General features: G+C 58.2%; 13 protein-coding genes. 3 read left to right on the top strand and 10 right to left on the bottom strand.

The annotated features are described in order from the left end of the window. Position 1: 1 nt before the first annotated feature. Positions 2 to 343 (bottom strand): hypothetical protein, encoded by a 342-nt coding sequence (locus tag DXT77_RS21475; RefSeq protein ID WP_119429060.1) that lies wholly within the window; start codon positions 341 to 343, stop codon positions 2 to 4. 156 nt (positions 344 to 499) lie between these two features. Here DXT77_RS21475 and DXT77_RS21470 point away from each other — a divergent pair, with 156 nt between their 5' ends. Together DXT77_RS21470 and DXT77_RS21465 are read left to right on the top strand one after the other, a co-directional pair. Further along, on the top strand, positions 500 to 2,884 hold the full coding sequence (locus DXT77_RS21470; RefSeq protein ID WP_119429059.1) for a DUF3772 domain-containing protein: 2,385 nt from the start codon (positions 500 to 502) through the stop codon (positions 2,882 to 2,884). Positions 2,885 to 3,021: 137 nt separating this feature from the next. After that, the gene (locus DXT77_RS21465) at positions 3,022 to 4,668 is read left to right on the top strand and encodes an alkaline phosphatase D family protein (RefSeq protein ID WP_119429058.1); all 1,647 of its coding nucleotides are present in this window, start codon (positions 3,022 to 3,024) and stop codon (positions 4,666 to 4,668) included. Between the two features lie 53 nt (positions 4,669 to 4,721). On the opposite strand, the gene DXT77_RS21460 is transcribed toward DXT77_RS21465, so the two are convergent. Then, complete coding sequence (locus DXT77_RS21460; RefSeq protein ID WP_085731841.1) at positions 4,722 to 4,886, bottom strand: DUF2986 domain-containing protein; 165 nt, start codon at positions 4,884 to 4,886, stop codon at positions 4,722 to 4,724. A gap of 68 nt (positions 4,887 to 4,954) precedes the next feature. After that, on the bottom strand, positions 4,955 to 5,836 hold the full coding sequence (locus DXT77_RS21455) for a LysR family transcriptional regulator (RefSeq protein ID WP_119429057.1): 882 nt from the start codon (positions 5,834 to 5,836) through the stop codon (positions 4,955 to 4,957). Positions 5,837 to 5,938: 102 nt separating this feature from the next. Between DXT77_RS21455 and DXT77_RS21450 the strand changes: the two genes are divergently transcribed. Then, positions 5,939 to 6,532, top strand: coding sequence for an isochorismatase family protein (locus DXT77_RS21450; protein WP_119429056.1), 594 nt, complete (start codon positions 5,939 to 5,941; stop codon positions 6,530 to 6,532). A gap of 62 nt (positions 6,533 to 6,594) precedes the next feature. On the opposite strand, the gene DXT77_RS21445 is transcribed toward DXT77_RS21450, so the two are convergent. The 7 genes from DXT77_RS21445 to DXT77_RS21415 form a co-directional block, all read right to left on the bottom strand. After that, complete coding sequence (locus tag DXT77_RS21445) at positions 6,595 to 7,290, bottom strand: tRNA (adenine(22)-N(1))-methyltransferase TrmK (protein WP_119429055.1); 696 nt, start codon at positions 7,288 to 7,290, stop codon at positions 6,595 to 6,597. Positions 7,291 to 7,395: 105 nt separating this feature from the next. Then, a complete protein-coding gene (locus DXT77_RS21440; RefSeq protein ID WP_119429054.1) occupies positions 7,396 to 7,992 on the bottom strand; it encodes a LysE family translocator in 597 nt (198 codons plus the stop codon). Positions 7,993 to 8,229: 237 nt separating this feature from the next. Further along, the gene (locus DXT77_RS21435; RefSeq protein WP_119429053.1) at positions 8,230 to 8,595 is read right to left on the bottom strand and encodes a hypothetical protein; all 366 of its coding nucleotides are present in this window, start codon (positions 8,593 to 8,595) and stop codon (positions 8,230 to 8,232) included. 184 nt (positions 8,596 to 8,779) lie between these two features. After that, positions 8,780 to 9,037, bottom strand: a complete 258-nt coding sequence (locus DXT77_RS21430; RefSeq protein WP_119429052.1) for a MafI family immunity protein — start codon at positions 9,035 to 9,037, stop codon at positions 8,780 to 8,782. Between the two features lie 107 nt (positions 9,038 to 9,144). After that, on the bottom strand, positions 9,145 to 9,501 hold the full coding sequence (locus tag DXT77_RS21425; RefSeq protein ID WP_119429051.1) for a hypothetical protein: 357 nt from the start codon (positions 9,499 to 9,501) through the stop codon (positions 9,145 to 9,147). A 403-nt stretch (positions 9,502 to 9,904) separates the two neighbouring features. Next, positions 9,905 to 10,261 carry a hypothetical protein gene (locus DXT77_RS21420; protein ID WP_119429050.1) on the bottom strand — a complete coding sequence of 119 codons (357 nt, stop codon included), beginning with the start codon at positions 10,259 to 10,261 and terminating at the stop codon, positions 9,905 to 9,907. Continuing rightward, a complete protein-coding gene (locus DXT77_RS21415; RefSeq protein WP_256662999.1) occupies positions 10,258 to 22,287 on the bottom strand; it encodes a hemagglutinin repeat-containing protein in 12,030 nt (4,009 codons plus the stop codon). The genes DXT77_RS21420 and DXT77_RS21415 overlap by 4 nt, the downstream gene beginning before the upstream one ends. Positions 22,288 to 22,301: the final 14 nt, after the last annotated feature.

Below are 22,301 nucleotides of genomic sequence, written 5' to 3'. Positions count from 1 at the left end.
ATCAGACGCGGGGCGGTCGCCAGACCCCGGACGGGGTCGCTACGGGCAGGGAATCACTGAAGAAAGAATGCGCAACGGGGCTGAACACGGTGACGGGGGGCTTGAGGATCACGACTTGCAGCAGGCCGCCGGTCTTGCACTCCTGGCCTGGCTTGCAGGGTGTACCGTGATCGGCAGGACTTTTCATGTCCTTGCAGCAATCCATGCCCATGCCATCCATCATCGCCATGCCCATGGCTTGCATCGGGCAGGGTTCTGTCGGCGCCTGCACACCCGCCATCCCGCTGAGGGGAAGCGCCAGGCTGATCAGGAAGACGAGACAAAACCGCAGGTAGCGTTTCATGGCCGGAAGTCTAGTTGCGAGAAACGGGATTCACAATCGGATGGTGCCGATATCAGCGGACGCGTATTAAGCCAGGATTAGCAGCGGAAAATCATGCAGCGCTCGAACGATCACCTAACCTCATTGATTGTGTGTTCAACCGGAATCGCCAGTCCCATGCGCAACGCCTTGAAGTCATTGATGTTCGTCGCCCTGATCCTGCTTGTCCCAGGGCTGGCTACGGTGTCGGCCGCAGATTTGTCGCCCTCGCCCGACAGCGGCGCCCCGCTACCCGGTGTCACCCAGAATGACCTGCAAGCCCTGCAACAACGCCTCGACGGCCTCAAGCAGCAGATCTCGTCCGCCAACAATTACAACCAGCTCGAAGGCCCCCAGGATCGGGTGCAGACCTTCATTCTCGACATTGATCGACTGTCGGCTTCGCTGTTGCCGCAGCAGGCACAACTGACCGTACAACTGGGCGTACTGGGCGCAGCACCGACGGAAACGGTGGCCGCCGAACAGGCCGACATCGCCGCACAGCGGGCGGCGCTGATCGAGCAGAAGAACAAGGTCGATACCGCGCTGAAGAATCTGGCCACGCTCAAGCAGAACGCCACCGATCTGATCACCCAGATCGCCGGCATTCGCCGCACGTTGCTGGAAAGCGAACTCACCCTGCGCACCGACAGCGTGCTCAGCCCTGATTTCTGGTCGCCGATGATTGATCCCGACCCTGCCGATCGCCAACGCCTGCAGATGTTCGTCGACCAGATCAAGGAAACCGGCACCGAGGCCTGGCAACCGGGGCAACGGTTCTACACCAGCGTGCTGGTAGTGTTGTCGTTCATGGTCTGGACCTTGGGCCGACGGCTCGCCGACCGCTGGCTGGCGTGGGTGTGCATTCATCGCATGCCCGAAGGCCGGTTGCGCCGCAGTTCACTGGCCTTCGCCTCGGCGCTGGCGACACTGGCGACCACCGCAATTGCCCTGGAGCTGCTGTATTACGCCTGCACCCGGCATGTGCCGCTGCCGCCGATGCTGGCGACGTTCTCCGACGAATTCCAGAAAGTCGTGTACGCCTGCGTGATGATCACCAGCCTGAGCCGCGCCTTGCTGTCCACCGAGCACCCGTCGTGGCGGCTGCCGGCGATTGCCGAACCGGTGGCCCTGACGCTCAAACCTTTCGCCAGGGTTCTCGCGGCGACGCTGCTGGTACTGGTAACGGCGGTGCAGGTCGGCAATTCGTCCGGCATGAGCAGCCAGATCGTGATCACCGGCCGCGGCGTCATCGCGCTGGTGGTATTGGCCATCGTCACCGTGCTGCTGATGCGCGTCGGCAAGGTGCGCAAGGCGCTGGCGGCCGCCGGAGATGCGCAGGTGACGGGCAACACCCTGGCCGGGGTGATTTACACCGTGACCACGCTGGCGATGGTCATTTCCCTGGGGGCCCTGCTGACAGGCTACGTATCGCTGGCGCGGTTCATCACCTATGAACTGGTGTGGGCGTTTATCGTGCTGTCCGGTTTCTACCTGCTGATGCAATTGCTCAAGGACAGCTGCGAATACGTCTTCTCGCCCCGCCACTCCAGCGGCAAGGCCTTGAAGCAACTGCTGGGCGTCGGCGACCGGCGCCTCGAACAGGCCTCGACCCTGCTGGCCGGCGTGGGCCGGGCGGCGTTGCTGTTGCTGGCGGTGATCACGCTGTTCGTGGGCGGCATCGGCACCACGCTGGGTCAATTGGCCAACAGCATCGGCACCATTCTCGGCGGTGCCGGCCTGCGCAAACTGAACATCGTTCCCGGGCATTTGCTCAACGCCATACTCGCCCTGCTGATCGGTATTTACCTGATCCGTGCCCTGCGCCGCTGGCTCGACAACGAGTTCCTGCCCAAGACCGACATGGATCCCGGCATGTGCGCCTCCCTCAGTACGCTGTTTTCCAACATCGGCTACGCGGTGGTGATTCTGCTGACGCTGTCGTCGCTGGGCGTGCAGTGGACCAACCTGGCGTGGATCGTCAGCGCGCTGTCGGTAGGCATCGGTTTCGGTCTGCAGGAGATCGTGAAGAACTTTGTCTCGGGGCTGATCCTGCTCACCGAACGCCCGGTGAAGGTGGGCGACCTGATCAGCATCAGCGGCGTTGAGGGCGACATCCGCCGGATCAACGTGCGCGCCACGGAAATCCAGCTCAGCGACCGCTCCATCGTGATCGTGCCCAACTCGCAACTGATCTCGCAGAACCTGCGCAACGTCACCCTCGGCGGCAGCGCCCAGGGCGTGGCGACGCTGGAGCTGATGTTCCCGCTGGACATCGACCCCGAACAGGTCAAAGGTCTGCTGCTCGACACCTACAAAGAGCACGAAACCATCCTCGGCAAACCGGCGCCGTTCGTGCGTTTCAGCAAGCTTTCACCCGATGGCATCACCCTGACCGTGACCGGTTATGTCGACAGCCCGAGAATTGTCGGCAAGACCAAGAGTGATCTGTTGTTCGAGATACTCAAGCGGCTGGGGGCGGCGGGGATTGAGTTGGCGAAGCCGCCGCAGCCGGGCAGTTGACGCCCGTCAGCCCAATGGCCCGATACCATCTATAGTCACATCGTTCACCTCATGGGGATTCGTCAGAAGTTTGCTGTTGGCCGTGTTCGATCAGAACTCCAGTTCCCCTGACAACCCAAGTGAAAATGGAGAAAGTCATGGCCTTGGTCGATCCGCGGAACAACGAATACGACGTGAACAAACTTGGCACAGCCAGCATCGTCGGGCACGTGAGCACTGACAGCGCCCGAATCTGGATTCGCGTCTATATGGCGGGAGTATGGACGCTGGTCTGGTCCGAAAAGGCGTTGGTCGGGGACCTGTTCACGCTTGATGGCAAAACCATTGAGCTGTTTCTAAAAGGTCAGGGATGCGACCCCAAAAACATACTGTCGTACAAGTTCAGTGAAGACTCGGACCTGACCAATACCTTCGACATTGCCAATCTGAAGCCGAACACCACCTACTACTGTTACTTGATCAGTCAGAAGCCAGCGTCCAAAAGTATGTGGCGCAGAACAGAAATCGGCTATCAAAAGATCTACTCCTTTACCACCATGGCGCAATCCATGCCCGATTTCAGCTTCGGATTCTATAGCTGCCATGACCCGTTCAACGCCAATAACAGCAATGGTGCGTGGCCCTTGTTTCTCAGCAGGGCCAACAACGCAAAAGTCAGATTCGTCATTGGCGGTGGCGATCAGGTCTATGTGGACTGCCAGGAAAACAAATACTTTCCGGACATCTGGGAATGGCTGCAGAACAACAAGGACGATCTGATCGCAGCGTTCACAAAAGATGGAAAACTGCTCACCGCGGGTCTCGATGCTTACCTTCTGAGCCTCTACCGCTGGTATTACCGTGTGTACTGGAATTTCCCTCAAATGCAGGAGATCTTTTCGAAAACGCCTCAATACATGATTTGGGATGACCATGAAATCATGGATGGCTGGGGATCGCGAACCAACAAGGAGCGTCTGGAAATTCTTTCAAGGTACTTCAAGAAAGACGACCCCGACATTGACCAGCAACTTATAGACTCGATGTGGAATGCAGCAAGAACAGCCTATTTTGAATATGGCCACAGTCACAACCCTCCCACCAACATTGTCAGGTCGTTATTGAAAACACCCGAAAAATGCATCTGGGACTATAACTTCATAAAGGGGACAACCCCATTCTACGTGCTCGACCTGCGCGGGCATCATGATGTTGAAAGAGCCCAGAACAGACTGCTTGGAGATGATCAGGTTGCACGCTTTCTAGGCTGGCTGGATACGCCGCCCGTCAAAAAATCAAAAATCGTGTTTGTGGTCAGTTCCGTTCCAGTCGTTCACTGGCGATCCATCGTACTAACGGCAGGGTCCTTGCTTAACAGCCTCAAGGACGACTTCATGGATGAATGGGATCATCCCTCCAACCATGTTGAAAGAAATCTGCTGCTGGAAAAAATATTCGCAGCCTTCAATGCCGAAGGCCGAACGTTGGTGTTCTTGAGCGGCGATGTTCATTGTGCTGCCGCCTTCAGGTTGCAACACAAAATCTATCGCCAGGCCAACGTTTACCAGATTACCTCGAGTGCCATTTCGCGAATGCCCGCCGGGCAGGCTGTTTCTGCCGGAATAGCCAAATTCGGTACGCTCAGTGGTAATGACAACGTTCAGTTCGAGCACCTGTTCAGCCATTCGGAAGACAAGAACTTCGCCATTTTCCATGTGAAAAACAGTGATTCGATCACCGTCGATCTTTGCTGGCCGGGCGGCACCGAGGGCGAAGCCGTCGTCAAGACCATCGAGTTGGAATAGCGCACACACAAAAAGCCCCCTTTTGGGGGCCGGCTACATTTATGGAACCTGCATCACTCTTCAGTGGAAAGGCTCGGCTCCTGGCTGGCTTCAGCTTCCATCTTCAAGCGGTCAGCCTTGCTGATGTACTTGGGCTTGTTGCTTTTCGGCGCCAGTTTGGCGTTGGCCTTTCTGGATTTTTCCTTGAAGAGTTGTTGCAGTTTCTTTTGGCGATTCATGGTGTCTTGCCTGGCTTGAAAATGGGTGGATGATATCAGCTTCGACCCGGCGGGTTGCGCCGCATCCGTTACGCACAATCGAGCCTCTCGCGCAGAAACTCGATGAAACGTTGGGTCTTGGCCGGCAGCAGCCGGGTCTCGGTCAGCGCATAGACCGGGACTGGAGGGGCTTGCCATTGCGGCAAGACGCGCCGCAACGAACCGCTCGCGACGTCCTGCGCTGCGATGCCATCCGGTAACAGCGCGATGCCCAGGTCCAGAGAGGCCAGACGCCGGAGCATGCCCACGCTATTAACCTCGAATCGCCCACCGACAGCCACTTGCTCGCTTCTTTTCTCGCTGGTCAGCGTCCAGCGGCCGGCATCAGGACCGCGCATTCTCAGGCATTCGTGATTCACCAGTTCAGCGGGATGCTCCGGTTCACCCGCGACATCCAGATACCCGGGCGACGCGTAGAAACCGCGTTTCAGACTCGCAAGCTTGCGGGCGATCAGGTTTGAGTCAGGCGGCTCCCCCATGCGAATGACCACGTCTACAGGATCGCTGATCAGGTCGGCCTGATGCGGTGTGAGGTCGAAATCGAAGTGGATGCCGGGGTATTCACGGGAGAATTCTGCAATGAGCGGTGCCAGATAAATGTTGGCAAAATCCACCGGCAGCGAGGCCCGCAGCAGCCCGCTCGGTCGGGCGAGCATCTCGCCCAGCTGTTCGTGAGCCAGCCGCGCCTCTTCCACAATCCGCTTGCAGCGTTCGTAGTAAAGCTGTCCCGCTTCCGTCAGTTCGATGCGGCGTGTGGTGCGATGCAACAGGCGCAGGCCAATGGATTTCTCCAGGCCGCTGATCCGTCGGGAAAGCGTTGAATTGGGCATGTCCAGCGATTCCGCGGCCCCACGAAAACCACGCTTCTTCACGACTTCAACAAACAACGCCATGTCATTCAGGTATTCCAACGCTCATTGCTCCATCTGTGGATCAGTCATTTCAATTTAACCGGATTTATCCCGTTTTTGAATTGACTGAAGATGCGCCCGACACTATTGAGGAGCACCGCAATGAACGTACCCTTTTCCGAAGGTTTCAACGCTGACAATGCAGCCTTTCTGCTGATCGACCACCAAGTCGGCACCATGGGCTGGGCCAGATCGATGCCCTTTGAAGAACTCAAGCGCAACGCCCTGATGCTCGCCAAGGCCGCGCGCATTCTGAAAATGCCCGTCGTGTTGACGTCGAGCATGGAAGAACACGCACAAGGCCCGCTCCTGAGTGAGCTTGAGCAAATCCTCCCGGCAGCCTTCGCAAGTCGCATCAAACGCCTCGGCATCGTCAATGCGATGGACGACGAACACTTCGCCGCCGCCGTGAAAGCCACCGGGCGCCGGAAGCTCATCATCGCCGGCGTGACCAACGACGTCTGCACCGTTTACCCGGCGCTCTCGCTGGTGCGTGATGGCTATGAAGTCCAGGTAGTCGCCGATGCCGGTGCCTCACCGACCAGAATGGCCGATGACATCGCATTGCGTCGCATGGACAAGGCCGGGGTCACACTGACCAGCACCAACCAATTGATTGCCGAACTGGCGGGAAGCTGGGCGACGTCAGAGGGTGGCGAGTTGGTTCAGGTGTTGATGGAGTCTTTTGGCAGCTAAGCCGGTCAGCGGGCGAGTCCGGGATAGCGCCTTCCCGGACTCGCTCGAATGAAGACGCCGTTTCAGGCCAGCACGGCGGTAATCCACCGCACCTGCTGTGTGAGTTCTTGCACCTTGTGCTCGCAAACCCCGTGTCGCGCCCGCCCGAAGTGGTTCAGGGTCTGTTGCTTGTGCCGCAACCGGTGCTGCCACTTGCTGACAAACGCCGGGCTGCGGGCCTGCAATTGCAGGGGACCGAAGTACAACTCCTCGGCGGTGTACGTCACCGGATCGCCACGCTCGGCGACGATGATTTCGTAGTCGAAGCGGTTTTCCCGCAGGACTTCTTCGCAGAGGATCCGGTAGTCGTTGTCCATCAGCCATTGGCGCAGCGGTTGCTCGCCGCCGTTGGGTTGCAGGATCAGGCGTTCGCGGCCGCTCAAACGTGCCTTGCCGGCTTCGAGAATGTCGCGGATGGTCTCGCCGCCCATGCCACAGAGGCTGATCGCGGTGATCGCGTCTTGTGGCTCGATGGCCATCAGGCCATTGGCCAGACGCACGGTGATCTGCTCACCCAGGTCGTTCTCACGCACAGTGCGCTGGGCCGAGCGAAACGGTGTCAACGCCATCTCCCCCGCCACCGCCGCCTCGATGGCACCACGGCGCATCAACGCCACCGGCAGATAGCCGTGATCCGAGCCGATATCGGCCAGGCGCGCACCGGCGGGTACGTGCGCAGCGACACGCTCCAGGCGCATGGACAATGTCTGTTCGTTCAACCGCAACCTCTTTTACATTGAGCGTCCGGCGCCAGTGGCCGGATCGGGGCGCGATTCTGGAGGGCAACGTCGTGTATTTCAAATTTAAATGACCAAGCGCGACGATCACACCAACACCGTCAACCACGCCGACAGCAACAACAAAAACGCCAATCCGGCATTCATGCGCCTGAATGCCCGTGGCGAACCAAAGAACCGCGCACTGCCCACACCCAGCGCCGCCCACGCCGTCATGCACGGCAGGCAGACCAGCAGAAACACAAAGGCCAGCAACAGCATCCGCATCTGTTCATCGCTGCTCCCGCCAAACACGCTCACCACCGCCACCGCCATCATCCACACTTTGGGATTGATCAGTTGCAGGCCGGCGGCGCCATAAACGCCGAGCCCTTCTTCACCCGCCGTTGCCGGGTCAAGGGACGGCGGCGTGCTGCGAAAGATCTGCCACGCCAGCCAGCTCAACCACAGCACTCCGGCCCAAGACATTGCCTGCTGCACCCGGGGATAACGCAGTAGCGTTTCACCCACGCCGAGCCCGACCACCAACACCACCAGTGCCGCCGACACACAGGCACCGAAGATGATCGGCAGCGTAGCGACCATCCCCCGCCGCGAACTGTGGCTCATCACCAGAATATTGGTCGGCCCCGGGGTGATCGAGGCGACGAAGGAAAACAGCAGAAAGGGCAACAACGATTCCATGGCATGGACTCCGGATCAGTTCAGGGAGCCATGGTCGCGATTGCGCGACGATCAGTCTGGAAGGTTTGAGCAGCGCTTGAGGAGCCACGCCGGGATCAACGACTCAGGTGGCCAATGTCTGCCAAGGTTTAAATATCCTCACCAGCCCCGGTAACGAAAAGCACATGTACTCGTGCTTCGCCATCGGTTACGACTACCTTGATAGCCTGGAGGGATAAACCCACCACGCACAGAGCATCAAATAATATCCAAAAGTTCCAGATCCGACCGAACCACTCTGGAATCTTCTTCAGACAATTGTGCCAAGAGAGACTCCAGCCCGTGCCGAGCAATTATTTCCTTTATTTTTATGCACGCAATTTCAAAAGCGATTGCAGGGCTTCTTCCGGCCGAGAGCACAAGCCCTGCAATTTGCAACATCATCTCTTCCACTGGATGAGAGAAGCTGCCTTCCATTTCATTCAGGGCATATCCAACTTCCGTCTCGCCCTCAACCCAGGATAAGCCTCTTTTCTTGCTACTTCTGATTTTAAGCCGGCAGTAAATCGGATAATAATCAAACATCCATAGCTGTATTTCTTTATAACTTTTCACTGCTGACATATTCAGCCCCTCAATGCTCTACAACCATGGATGCGCAAGCTCAGCAAAATAGCGCCGTTCAAAAGAAGACAGATTGATTAAATGACACCTGCCCTTTTAACTCCTCCGTCGACAATCGCCCCCCGCTAACACGTTGTAACTTTCACCACATTGAAACCAGACACTTCCTCTATTTTCCGCATCTTCACCTTCGGACCATTCCTTCCAGATACTTAAAGGGCGCCGTATTCATATCAAGCCCCATATCAACTATCAACAACCTCACCTCATCAAACTCTTCTCCACTGAGAAACACGTCATACTCGCAGATATGATCACAAAGAATCTCCAATGCCAGATTCTCTTCATGGTGCTTGACGTAATCCAGTGCTCCCTCAAGAAATAGCGTGTCCAACCGTCCCTTTAGCTTGACGCCAAAAACCAATATACGTTCCGAATACACAGCCTATCTCTGTATTTAAAAAAAGGGGCAGCTTTATTAAATCAAATAAATCCACCCCCTTTTCTCTCAAGGTTATACGCCGAAATCAGCAGCCCTCCTGCGCCTCCTCATTCTATATCCCAAAAATCTCCAGGAGGTGCGTACTCTCCATTCAGCAATACGGCGCACCAACCGAAAGAGGTATCAAACATCTCAAGGTCAATGATTTTATAAACACCCTTGCCAACTCCCTCCAGTGTAATCAAACCATTGGAGAAGTGAGTATATCGACCTCCCCCCCCAGCAACAGCTCTACGTTCCAGCTCTTCGCGATCCCAGCCGAATACCAGCCCTGATGACTCAGGGACAGTGACCGAAAATGAAATTTCAAAATCCGTTGAGACTTTACAAAAACACGGAATGCGTTTACGCACCAGCAATTCATCTGTAATCAGATTGTCAGGAAAATCAATGTTCAAATTCACTTAAACACCCTCCTGGGAACTACAACCTCACCTGAAAATTTTCTTTCAAAGGTAATGGCAGGGCAGGGATCCGTTCGGATCGCGAATCGCTACCACGAGATATCACTTTTAGTTATCACCCCGTCTTAATTCAGAAAATTAGAAAGACCAGCACTTCTCGTATTATCAACTATCCGAACGATCACCGGAGTACCACCGTTGATATATCTCAATAAAAACGCCATTTTTTCACCGGCAATGCATATGTGCATTCGTTCCGGGATTCAGTTCAAGCATTCGGATCTCGACTACCAAATCAACCACACCATTTCGGACTATCAGGCTGTCATTCAATTCGAGGGAGAGGCTTATTAAATCAAATAAATCCGCCCCCCCTTTTTCACTCAACCCAGTATCTACTCGCTTATATCTGATCCCAAAAGTCCCCAGGAGGTGCATATTCACCACCCTGCAATACAGCGCACCAACCGAAGAGTCTATTAAACATCTCAAGATCAATTATCTTGTAAACACCATCGTCGACTTTTTCCAACGTAATCAGACTCTGGGCATAATGCGTGTATTGCCCACCTGCCCCGGCAACAGCCCTTAGATCCAGCTCCGTACGATCCCATCCCGATACAAGCCCTGTTGACGCCGGGACGGTGACCGAAAATGAAATTTCAAACTTATTGGAGACCATACAAATGCAGGGAATACGCTCATGCTTAAGTAGCTCATCCGTGATCATGTTCTCCGGGAAATCAATAATCAAATTCATTGAAACAAACTCCTGGGTGCTACGACCTCACCCGTAAAATTTTTCTGAAAGGTAGTTTCAGGACTAAAGTATTGGGAGCCATGTGGATCGCGAATCGCGACAACCGAGATACCATTTCGAGTTGTCACTCCATCCACTACCACGAAATGGGAGAAGCTGGTTCCTCCCGTCTTGTCAACGATTCGAACGATCACCGGTGTTCCATTGCCGGTAAATTTAGCCAATTCACCCACGTTCCTGTTGGTAAGAACACCTGCGGGGACACCTTCAGAAGTCATCAACCTCGCCACTTCAGCAGACCCTATTCCCTCCTCGCTCGGTGGAATTCTCTTGATAAGTGATGCTATGTCCACTTCCCTGCCCAAAGTATCCAATACCATACCGCAAGAGTTATGTCCGCAGGTAGGGAAAGGCCCTTGGTTTACGACCAGACGATCACCATCTCTCTTGATCGAATCATCAAGCAATGGATGTTTCGGCCCCCCGCCAGCGGCCTCTCCCGCAGTGGCCACTCCCTTTGTGCCGGCGGTCGCGGCAAGATCTTTGGCCGCTTGCCTCTTCGTGACCAACTCCAGAACCGCATCGACAACAAACTTGCCGCTTCGCAATCCGGTCAGCGAGAGAATGGCATCGTCAATCGCACTGACCGACAATATCCCTTTGCCTGCAATTGCAGACAACCGTTCAGCAGCGTCCGTCACGCCCGACGCGTAAGTCGAAATGTTTGAAAGCTCATTGCCATACTGAGCAGTCTGCTCAGGACCGAACTGCCTCCAATGTTCGTAGACTGCTCCAGGGCCATAAGTCCCGGCGGCATTGAACAATGTCGAGTCGTTGAATTGTTCCTTTGTGGCGTTGAACGCGTATACCGGTGCGCCATTGGCAATGATCGGTCGTCCATCCGGCCAGGTCAGCGGGATTTTTTGAGCCGACAGCTGGGCGATCATGTCATACGCGACCCCCATGTCCCGAGCGAAGTTCTCGGATTCAGGATCACTGCCGACAGCCTTCTGCATCACACTTTTCAGACTCGCCAGATGCGCTTCATCGACTTCGGCACCGGCGGCCAGCATCAGCAGATCTTCCCAGCTGGAGCTCGAGCGTGGTTTCCCGAGCGTCTTTTCCAGCTCGTCCGCTTTTTTCTTCAGCAGAGGAACTTCCTGCTGCTTGTGCAACTGGCGGTTGAACATTTCTACGCCAGACGCACTGTTCACAGCGGTAACCGTGCCCGATGCGCCACCGGCAGATCCTGCTGCCGCACCCAGTCCGGATGCAATCAAAGTACCCAGGGCGCTCTGTTGTGCATCCGTCAGACCGCTGTCGTGCAAGGCCTTGCCGATCATTGGCATCAACGCCGCAGAGACACCGGCGCCCAAGGCGCCGCTGGCAACACTGCTGCTCGACAGCCCCATCACTGCACCCACCAGGGCGTGCAGCATGACGCGTGCGGCGCCACCTTCGGACCAGGCCGCTCGAGTCACGCTATCGGTGGCATCGTGGGCCTGCTTGTCGGCGTAATCGCCGATTTTCTTGAAGGCATCATTGGCCGTGGTGTTCGCGACGACACCGACTGCAGTCGCACCGCCTACCCCGCCCAGTCCCACAGCAATCAAGCCAGTGGCAACATCCGCCATGATGCGTTTGTCACCACCGGGTGCCCAACTGGTGTATTCCTGGATCGCAGCCTGGCGCTCTTCTTCGGTCGTTGCCGACTGATATTTTTCGCCAGCAGCCTGCTGCTTCGCGTCGGCCACTTTGCCGATGATGTTTTTCGAAAGCGAAACCGTACTCTGGATCAGATCGATCCGTTCCTGGATCGCCTTTTGATCGGGTTTGTCCAGCGTCTGATTGGCGTTTGCCGTATCGCGATTGAGCCCCACCAGATCATTCGCGCCCGCTACGGTGTTACGAATGATGATGGTGCCTTCGCTGACAGCGCTGCGAGTACTGCTGTGGTCCGAGTCTTCAAGCGACAGCGGAATGCTGCCACCCACCGCCGAGCCGGATTTGCTGCCATAAGACAGTGAAATACCCGCAGACTGAGCGCTGATCTCACTGGTGTTCTTGATATCGCTGACCAACAGGCGATCGGTACTCAGCAGGTTTTTGTCTGCTGTCGCGTCACTGGCAATGACTGCACCTTGCAGGGTGGTGTTCTTGCCAACCGTGATGTTGTAACCACCCTCGCCGGCAAACAGCCCACTCTGATCTTTCACAGCCTTGTAGTCGCTGTTCATGTTGCCAGCGGACAGGCTTGCCGAGCCTGTTACGGTTGCGCCATAGCAGAACGGCGGTACACAGATACTGGCGCCGAAACCGGCACTCCCTTGCTTGTTCTTCTGGGTCTCCGTGTCTTGACGTGAGGAGATGTTGAGATTGCCGTCAATCAAGGCCTTGATATTGTCGGCACGAACCTGCGCACCCGCGAGGGTCGTGTCATTGCCGCTCTGCAGGGAGAGTGAGCCGGTATCCAGGGTGGTATTGACCTGGGTGACCGAGCTACCGGTCCCCATGCTCTTGGCAACAGAGGCTCCAAGATCAAGGGTGAACCCGTTCTGCTCGCCGAGATTGAAGCTGGCGCCGATCGCGGTTTTGTTGTTACTGCTGTGGTTTGCCCAGTCGGCAGTGTTCTGCGCGCTTTCCAGGGTGATGTTGTTTTTGGCGACCAGCGCAGTGTCGGCAGCTTTCAGGCTGCTGCCAATGACGTGAATGTCACCCGCCACTCCCGGTGCACCGCCATCGGCGATGATCACCAGGTTCTGGCCTGCATTGATCGTGCTCTGCTTGGCCGTCTGGCTGTTGTATTCGCTGGTGCTTTTGCTATGCGTGTTCGCCAGCTCTGTACCAATCTTGATCAGGGAGCCATTGCTGGCAGAACCCTGTTTTTTACCGTAGTCGGAACCGGCGCCCTCCGCGCCTCCGGCCATGCCACCCATATCATTGAGTGCCATGGCTGCTTGAGCCATCTTGACGGCCTTGAGGCGTGGGTCGTCGGCGTCTTTGGCCGCTTCGACCGAGTTGTGAATGGTGTTGATCGTGTCAACGATCATGCCGCCAATGACTCGACCAACCCCGAGGCTGCTGGACTTGTCGGTACTGCTCTGGCTCGCGCTTTCCATTCCGGCGGCGATGGTGACTTTTGAGCCGATGAGGCTCATGTTCCTGGTGCTGACCAGATCGCTCGCGATCACGTTCAGCTCACGCCCGCTGGAGAGGCTGACGTTTCCAGCGCTGGAGCCGATGGTGCTGCCGGTCAACGTGGTCTGGGACGATTGCCCCGTATGATTGCCACTGCTGATCGACAGATGCTGGTTGCCGGTGATGTCGTCGATGCCAAGGTTGTTGGCGGTCAACACGCCGGTCAAATCGCGATTTTTTTCCTTGTGAAGTTCGTTGCGCGTGAAGGTGTTTTCCGCCGCGTTGATCGTCAGATCACGGCCCGCCTGCACGGCAAGGTCCTGAGTGCTGACCAGGGATGACCCGGTAATGGTCGCGTCGCGGCTGGCCACCACATTCACGGTGTTACCGGAAATCATGCTGCCGACCGCGGTGGTTTGCGTCTCGGAAACCTGATCTTTGACCTTGCTCGACTTCAAGCCGCCCCAGCTGCTTTTGCTGGAACTGCTTTCATGACGGGCACTTTTCGAATCAGTCACCGCAACGATCTGCACATCGTTGCCAGCCACCAGTTTCACGCCACCTTTGTCGGATGCAACGTCGCTGCCCTTGACCAACAGATCGTTATTGGCCAGTAGCGAAATGTCGCCTCCGGAAGTGACAGAACTGGCGATATTGGTCGTGCTGGAGACTTCATCGAGTCGGCTTTTCTTGCCCGAAGATGTTTTCTTGGTCTTGCTGTAGAAACTGTAGTCACTGTCCTCAGCCGATTGCAGTGCCAGGTTGGCACCCGCCGTGAGATACGCTTCGTTCCCGGCGCTGACGCGGCTGGCAATCAGACTCAAATCCTTACCGGCACTGAGCGAAACGGTGTTGCCGGCAGCCAGCGTCGTAGACACCTGACTGACATGATCCTCCTGACTCGTCACCTTCTTCGTCTTGCTGTACGAGTGCTCTTCATCCGCCGCCGAGGCCAGGGTCAGGTCACCGATGGCGCTCATGCTCACATCGCGCTTGGCGTCGATCTGGCTGGCGATGGCGGTGATGTCGCGGCCGACGTTGACTGTGAGGTCCTGCCCTGCATTGACGACCGAGCCGTATTGAGTAATCGACTGATTCGTGTGCAAACCACGTTGCCCGCTGGATTCTTGCTCAGCCGAAACCAGGTTGACGTCGCGCCCGGCATTGATCGTGGTGTCCAAACCGCTTTTCAGCACACCACCGGTGTTGTTGAAGTCCTGCGCGGCCTTGATGGTCAGGTTGTTCGCCGCTTCGATCCGCGCCGCACTGTCCACGAAATCGGTGCGCTCGCTACGATAGCCACTATCGCTTTCGTGGGTGGTGACGGTGCGTTCGTTGATCACGTCGCCACGGGAAGTGGTCAACGAGACCTCTTTACCGGCGATAACGCCGCCGGATTTGTTGGTCAGGTTGTTGCCTGCCAACAGATCGAGACGATTGCCCGCCTCGATCAGGCCGCTGTTGACCAGGTCATTGCCGGCGGTGGCCGACAGGTTGTTGGTGGCTTTCAAGGTACCGGCGTTTTTCAAGTCCTCGCCGGCGATCAGGGTCACGTCTTTACCCTGGATCAACGCGCCATTGGCGGCTAGACGATTGTTGGCGTTGGCCAGGTACAGCACAGGCACCAGCACCTGCTCGCCGTTTACTTCGGCGTTTTCCATCCAGACGATGTCGTGGGTCAGCGCCGCGACCTGTTCGGAGGTCAGGCTTACACCCACGGAGAGGTTCAGCTCGTTCTTGCTGGTGAGGGCGTTGTCCATCAGGTATTTGAACAGGCCGTCGTTGGACGTCTGGCCATCAATGAAACGCTGGCCGGTACGGGCAACCACCGCCTGCTGGATCAAGGTCTGCTCGTAGAAGCCGTCACCGAGGCGCTTGGCGCTTTGATCGGGGTCGTATCCGAGGTTGGACAGCAGGTAGTCCGAACTCATGAACTGCTTGAGGTCGGTCAAGACCGGGTTGGTTTCAATCAGGTATTTCTGCGGTCTGGACTGGCCGCTGCTGGCCGGCACGCCCTGCACACGGTTGACCGTGAACACGGAGGAACGACCGGGCAGCGACGAGCCGCCGGCGTCTGCTGCCGGGGCACTGACGTCGATGGCACTGGCGCCGATTGCCTGATGCTGGGCCTGACGATCCACCGGGGTCAGGTCAACGCTGCTGGCCGAGGCCGATGCATTATTGGTCAGCAGAATGTTGCGTGGCTGGGTGCCCGGCAATGTCTGATCACGTTGGCTCGGGTTGACGCTGGCACCGCTCATGGTCCAGCTCTGCGGGCCTGTCGCCGTCGGCGCGGTGTTTTCCTGACCGCTCAATCGGAACAGACCGTTCTGCCCGGTTGGCAGTGCAAAGCCAGGCAAGGCCACCGGATTGACCTGCTGCTGAGCAAGGTTCGGCGGCAGTTGCTGATTGACGGTGACACGCGTGGAGAACGGACTGCCGGCGGCACCGGTGCCAGTGCGCGGACCGCTGCCGACATAGGTGTAGCCCGGGCGCACGACACTGTTATCGATGTTGTTCTGAGCGATGACATTGACCGCACCCGCCGCCTGGATCACGGCGGCGTAGGACTGATCGCTGGAGGCGATTTTCCGGCTGCTGCCAAGGCCCGGGAGTTCAGTCTCGGTCATGCCGATGAAGCTGGCCATGGCGCCCTGAAGCCCGCTCAGGTTACTGGGGTTGTAGCCTGCGCTTTCATACCAGTATTGGTTGGTAAAGTTGCTGGCCGCGCTGTACCAGCTGCCCGCGTTGCGGGTGCGCTCGGACATGTAGATGCGGGTGGTTTCGGTTTCACCGGTTTCAACGCCGCTGTTGGTCAGGTTACCCAGCGTGGCACTCAGGTTACCGGCGGTGGCGATGGAGCTGCTCTGGTTGAGCAGGTCACCGCCATTGAGGGTCAGGTCGCCTCCGGCCGTGATACTGGAGGCGGCGCTGGCAGCCGTCACTTCGAGTTTTTCCCGCTGCACGATCTCCCAGGCGTGGTTCTGCTTGCCGCTGCAGTCACCGGCGTTCACCCCTTCGATACAGGTGACTTCGCCGATCCGGGCGGTGTAGATGCCGGCGTCGTTGACGGTCAGCACGTCCCGCACGTTCTGAATCGAGCTGGCGGCCAGGGTCATGCTGCCGTCGCTTTGCAGCGTCGACGAGCGATTCATGATTGTGTTGGCCAGCCCGCCCTGACCGTCGCGGTCGATCGTCAGGTTACCCAGGCTATAGACGCTGGCGTTGCTGTTGTTGAAGTCGGTAACCCGCAGCGACATATTTTTGCCGCTGAAAATCAGCCCGCTGGCGTTTACCAGGTTACCGGTCGTAAGGGTCAGGTCGCCGCCGGCGGCGGTGGTGCCGTAGTTCCGCACGCCATTGGCGTTGACGATCATGTTGCCGCCGGATGTCAGACGACCGGCGTTGTCCAGCTGGCCACCGACATTGAGCGTGGTGTCGCCGCCGCTGGCGAAGCTCGAACCGGCGGTGGTCAGGCTCACTTGCGCGGCGTTCATCACCAGGTTGCCCTGGCTGCTCACCCGCCCGCCGCCCCAATAGGCGCCACTGATACCGACATTCAGATTGCCATCGGTGGCAATCAAACCTTCGTTGAACCAGTTCACGCCGCTGCCGGTGAAGCTGTTGGAGGCCAGCAACTGGCCGCTCGCGGTCTGGGTGAAACTGTTGACGTTGACGTTCAGGCGCCCGGCCTGGATCACGCTGCTGTTGGTCCAGGTATCGGTGCTGATGGTCAGGCCGCCGCGGGTGACGATGTTGCCGCCGGCGTTGATGACGTTGTTGGTGGCGATATCAAAAGTGCCGGTGCCGACATGCAACAGGCTACCGCCAGCATTGAGGAAGCTGCCGGCGCCGAGGGTCAGGTCAGTGTTGGCGGTTTCCAGGGTGCCGTTGCGGTTATCGAACAGGCCGCCGATCTGGAAACTGGTTTTGCCGTTGCCACCCAAGGCACGCAGTTGACCGGTCTGGTTGTCGAGGCTGGCAGCCTTGATCGCCAGGGTACTGTCGCTTTCGATGATGCCCAGGCGGTTGTTCAACGCGCCGCTCAGATTGAGGTCGATCTGCTGGCCGGCAATCTGGCCGTCGTTGTCACCGCTGTTGTCGAAGTTGTTGCCGGTTACGTTGATTTTGCCTTTGGCGTAGAGGCCGCCGTTGCGGTTGTCGAAGTTGCCGGTAACGATGATCGCGTCACCGCTTTGCGCCGAAATGCGCCCACCGTAGTTATCGATCCCCATCAGCGCGTTCAGGTTCAGGCGCTGGGCCTGGATGACACCGCCCTGACGATTGTTGTTCAGGTCGTAGCCACTTTTCAGCACCCCGGTCAGACGCGCAGCGAACGCACCTTGCAGACTGGCGAGAACACCGCCACGGCTGTCGAGATTGCCCGCGTCGATGGAAAGGTCATCGTGGGTGGCGATGATCCGGCCACTCTGGTTATCGATGTCACCGTGACTGACCAGAGTCAGTGCGCCCTGGGCCTGCACGGTGCCTTTGGCGTTGGCAAGGCTGGCGGCCTCGATTTTCAGGTCGCCATTCTGGCTATAGATCAAACCGTCGGCACTGTTCTGGATCGCACCTGGCGTGGTGATCGTCAACAGGTCATTCGCCGCGACAGTGCCGCGATTGCGGTTGTCCAGGCCACCGCTCAACAAGGTCATCAGACCCTGACTGACCAATTGGCCGCCCTGGTTGTTGATCTGTGTGGAGCGTTGCAGCAGTAACGCGCCGCCACTGGCGAGTTTGCCATTGGTGTTGATCAGTGCGCCGAGCAGATCCAGGTTCACGGCAGCGTTGCCAACGAGGCTGCCGCCGCTGTTGTCCAGCGTCGTGCCAGTGAAGCTCAGAGCCTGTTTGGCGTTGACGCTACCGCCGGCATTGCCCAGGGTCATGGCTTGCATCGCCAGGGTCGTCCCGCTGGCGATCAAGCCACCCGTGGCGTTGTTCAGCAGGCCGCTGACGGTCAGCGTCTGCGCGCCAGCGCTGGAGAGCACGCCACTGTTGCTGTTATCCAGATTCGCAGCACTGATGCTGAGGTTCTTCTGGGTGACCAGCGCCCCCGCGTCACTGTTGAGCAAATCCCCGCTCAAGACGACGCCGAGGTCGCCTTCACTGCTGGAAAGCGTGCCGTTGTTACGGTTGTCGAGACTGTCGGCATTGACCGTCAGGCCTTGCAGCCCGGAAACCAGACCGTTCTGGTTGACCAGTGCCGCCGTGTCGAGGCTCAGCAGATTGTTGCTGATCAGCTTGCCGCCACTGTTGTCCAGCGTGCGGGTCTTCAGGTCGACGCTCTGGCTGCTGGCAATCTTGCCGCCACGGTTAGTCAGGTCACGCAGATGCTGGATGCTCAGCGGGCCCTGCGTGGTGATCAGACCGCCATCGTTATTCAGATCGGCAGTGGCCGCGCCCAGATCGATCGCGATGGCACTGCCCGACAGCGAACCGTTCTGGTTGTTCAGGCCACGGCTGTTGATGGTCAGCCCCGTCGTGGCATTGATCAGCCCCAGGTTCTGATTGGTGAGCAATCCATCGAGGTTCAGATCCAGATCAGCGCGACTGGTCAGTGTGCCGCCGCTGTTGTCCAGGCTGGCCGCTTTGACATCCAGCGCCGCAGCGGCAATCAGACCTTTGACGTTGGCAAGGGCCTGGTCGATGCGCAGAGTCACGGCCTGATTGCTGAGCAATTTGCCGTTGCTGTTATCGAGGCTGCGCGCCGTCACGCTGAAAGCCTGGGCGCTGGAAATTTCACCCCCGTCGTTGTTGACGTCCTGCAGATTCTTGAGCACCAGCAACGGTGCGCCGATCAGGCCGTTCTGGTTGTTCAGTTGGCCGTGATTGAGGTCCAGCTCCAGCGACGCATTACTGAACAGTTGGCCACCCTGTTGATCCAGACCGGTGACGCTCGCCGTCAGGGCAGCGGTGCTGGCAATGCGCCCGCCGTCCTGATTGGTCAGTCGGGTCGCTTTCAGGTCCAGCGTGTTGCCACTGTTCAATTTGCCGTTGTGGCTGTTATCGAGTGCACCGGTCTGCACCCGCACCGGTCCCTTGGCGCTGATGCTGCCGCCATTGCTGTTGTCGAGGCTAGCACTGGTGAGGCTCAGGTCGCCGTCGGTGACGATCTGGCCTCCCCGGTTCAGCACCACTCCCGTGGTGGTCAACGTCAACGGACCGGCGGCGGACAGACTGCCAAGGTTGTTGGTCAGACTCGCCGCAGTGACACCCAGAGAACCTTCAGCACTGATCAGGCCCTGACTGTTGTCCACGTCGCCCGTAAGGTCGAGTCTGAGATTGCTCCGACTCACGAGCGAACCTGCGTTGCTGTCAAGGCTGCGTCCGGTCAGCGTCAGGCCGGTCTTGCCCGACAGCAGGCCTTTTGCACGGTTGAGCACTTCATCTACGGTCAGGCTCAATGCGCCTTGCGCCACCACGTTGCCGCCGTCGCTATTGTCCAGACGGCTGCCGGACAGCGTCACGTCTGCCTGGCTGGACATCTCGCCGCCACGGTTGTCGACGGAATCGACCTGCAGTTGCAGCGCACCATTCGCACCGACGAGGCCGCCGTTGCGGTTATCGAGGCTGGTACCGGTGAGTTTCAAGCCACCGGTTGCTACCAGCTCACCGCGCTGGTTATCGAGTGTTGCGACATTGGCGATGACATCGGCTTTACCGGCGATGTGACCATCGCGGTTGTCCACGCTGTCGGCGCTGAGGTTCAACTCATCGTCGGCGATCAGCGTGCCGCCCTGGTTGGCCAGTTGACCGTCTACCGCGACCCGCAGGCCGCCACGACTGGTGATCAGGCCACCGCTGTTGTCCAGGCGAGCGCTATGGATATCGATGGTCTGTCCGGAGATCAGGCCTTGGACGCTGGCCAGCAGCTGTTCGATGCGCAGGGTCAGTCCCTGATTGCTGATCAACTTGCCGTTCTGGCTGTTATCAAGGTTTCGGGCGGCCAGTGTGAACGCCTGGGCGCTGGAGATTTCACCGCCCTGATTGTCGACATCCTTGAGGTTTTTCAACACCAGCAATGGCGCATTGATCAGGCCGTTGCGGTTGTTCAATTGGCCCTGATTCAAGTCCAGGGTCAGGGAGGTCTTGCTGAATAGTTGACCGCCCTGTTGATCGAACCCGGTGACGGTGGCCGTCAACGCTTTTTCGCTGGCGATCCGGCTGCCTGTCCCGTTGCTCACCTGGGTGGCCTGGATGTCCAGCGTATCGCCGCTGATCAGCCGTCCACCCGAGGTATTGTCAAATGCCCCAGTGGTTACGGTGGTCGCGTTCTTGCTGCTGATCAGGCCGTGCTGACTGTTGTCCAGACTCAGGCTGGTGAGTGTCAGCCCACTGTCGGTGGTGATCGAACCGCCCAGGTTTTTCAGGATGCCTGTCGTGGTCAGCGTCAGTGCGCCAGCACTCGACAGCTTGCCGCGGGTACTGTCCAGACTGGCCGAGTGAAGCGTCAGCGTACCCTCACTGCTGATCAAGCCTTCGATGTTGCTCAGGGCATTATCGAGTCGAATATCCAGACCTTGCTGGGTGACCAGGCTGCCACCGCTGTTGTCCAGGCTTTGACCGGCCAGCGTCGTGGCGCCTGTGCTGAACAACAGCCCTTTGGTCTGGTTGATGATGCGTGCCACAGTCAGGCCCAGTTCGGTCCCGGCCAGAATCTTGCCGCCATCGCTGTTGTTCAGGCTTTGGCCTGAAAGGCTGACATCGGCTGTGGTGGAGATTTCACCGCCACGGTTGTCGATATCATCCACGGTCAGTTTCAGCGCTTTTGTTGCACCTACCAGACCGGCGCCACGGTTATCGAGGCCCTGGCCTGTGAGCGTCAGCGCACCCTCGGCGACCAGCTCACCGTGCTGGTTGGTGAACTGCGCGACGCTGGCCGTCAGATCACTCTCGCTGGAAATGCGCCCGGCGCTGTTGTCGACACTCGTGGCCTCAAGGCTCACCGGGCCTGCCGCGCTGAGCAAACCACCACGGTTGTCGAGTTGCGCTCCTTTGAAGGTGACCGTCGCCCGGCCGTCGAGCAGCCCCAGGCGATTGTCGAGCGTCCCGACCGTCAGTTGCAGATCACGGGTTGCGCGAACTTTGCCGTTACGGTTATCCAGCGAATCACTGCGCAGGGTCAGTCGATCCTTGCCCACCACGCTGCCGTTGCGGTTGTCCAGGCTGGCGCTTTGCAGATCCACCGCGCCTTTGGCACTCAGGTCACCATTCCGGTTATCGAACAGGCCGCTGATGCGCGCCGTCAGACTGCCGTCGCTGACCAGACTGCCTTCGTGGCTGTTATCCAGGCTGGCGGCGGTGATGCTGACACTCTTGCCGGAGCCCAGCACACCATTCTGGTTATTCAACGCACCGATCAAACCGATGTTCAGCGCGACGTCACCCGTCACCAGGCCGGCGCTGTTGTCCAGTGTGTTGGCGGTGATGCTGGTGTTGCCCGCGCTGGAAACCTCGCCATCGTGGTTGTTCAGATCGCCGATATTCGCCGTCAGATTGCCGTTCGCACTGGTAATCACGCCTTGAGTGTTGAGAACCCGGGAGGCGTTCAGTTGCACGGTGGCACTGCCGAGGACCTGGCCCTTGTTCTGGTTATCAAGCGTGGTGGCCGTGACCCGCGTGTTCTGCGAACTCAACGTGCCGCCCTGGTTGCTCACGGTCTGTGTTGCGTTGACCGTCAGGTTGCGACTGGCAATCACGCTTTTGCCAGTGTTGTCGATGTTGTGCGCCCTGATGGCGACGTTGCCTGCCGCGTTGCGGCTGTTGTCCGCGTTGACCCCGGCTTCGATGATGCCGCTGTTGGTCAACTGGCCGCCGGCGGTCAGGCTGATGTTGTCCCGCGCGGCGAGGGTCTGGCGGTTGGTCAGGTTGCCCTGGGTCTGCACATTGACGTTCACAC

Source organism: Pseudomonas sp. 91RF, assembly GCF_003576265.1.
Classification (GTDB): Bacteria; Pseudomonadota; Gammaproteobacteria; order Pseudomonadales; family Pseudomonadaceae; genus Aquipseudomonas; species Aquipseudomonas kribbensis.
Note: the sequence above shows the minus strand (reverse complement) of the source record. Positions and strands in the feature narration are given on the sequence as shown.

Excerpts from the sequence above, each read along its gene's own strand:
- DXT77_RS21440 (WP_119429054.1), bottom strand. The coding sequence starts at position 7,992 with ATGGAATCGTTGTTGCCCTTTCTGCTGTTTTCCTTCGTCGCCTCGATC.
- DXT77_RS21460 (WP_085731841.1), bottom strand. The coding sequence starts at position 4,886 with ATGAATCGCCAAAAGAAACTGCAACAACTCTTCAAGGAAAAATCCAGA.
- DXT77_RS21475 (WP_119429060.1), bottom strand. The coding sequence starts at position 343 with ATGAAACGCTACCTGCGGTTTTGTCTCGTCTTCCTGATCAGCCTGGCG.
- DXT77_RS21435 (WP_119429053.1), bottom strand. The coding sequence starts at position 8,595 with ATGTCAGCAGTGAAAAGTTATAAAGAAATACAGCTATGGATGTTTGAT.
- DXT77_RS21420 (WP_119429050.1), bottom strand. The coding sequence starts at position 10,261 with ATGAATTTGATTATTGATTTCCCGGAGAACATGATCACGGATGAGCTA.
- DXT77_RS21450 (WP_119429056.1), top strand. The coding sequence starts at position 5,939 with ATGAACGTACCCTTTTCCGAAGGTTTCAACGCTGACAATGCAGCCTTT.
- DXT77_RS21465 (WP_119429058.1), top strand. The coding sequence starts at position 3,022 with ATGGCCTTGGTCGATCCGCGGAACAACGAATACGACGTGAACAAACTT.
- DXT77_RS21470 (WP_119429059.1), top strand. The coding sequence starts at position 500 with ATGCGCAACGCCTTGAAGTCATTGATGTTCGTCGCCCTGATCCTGCTT.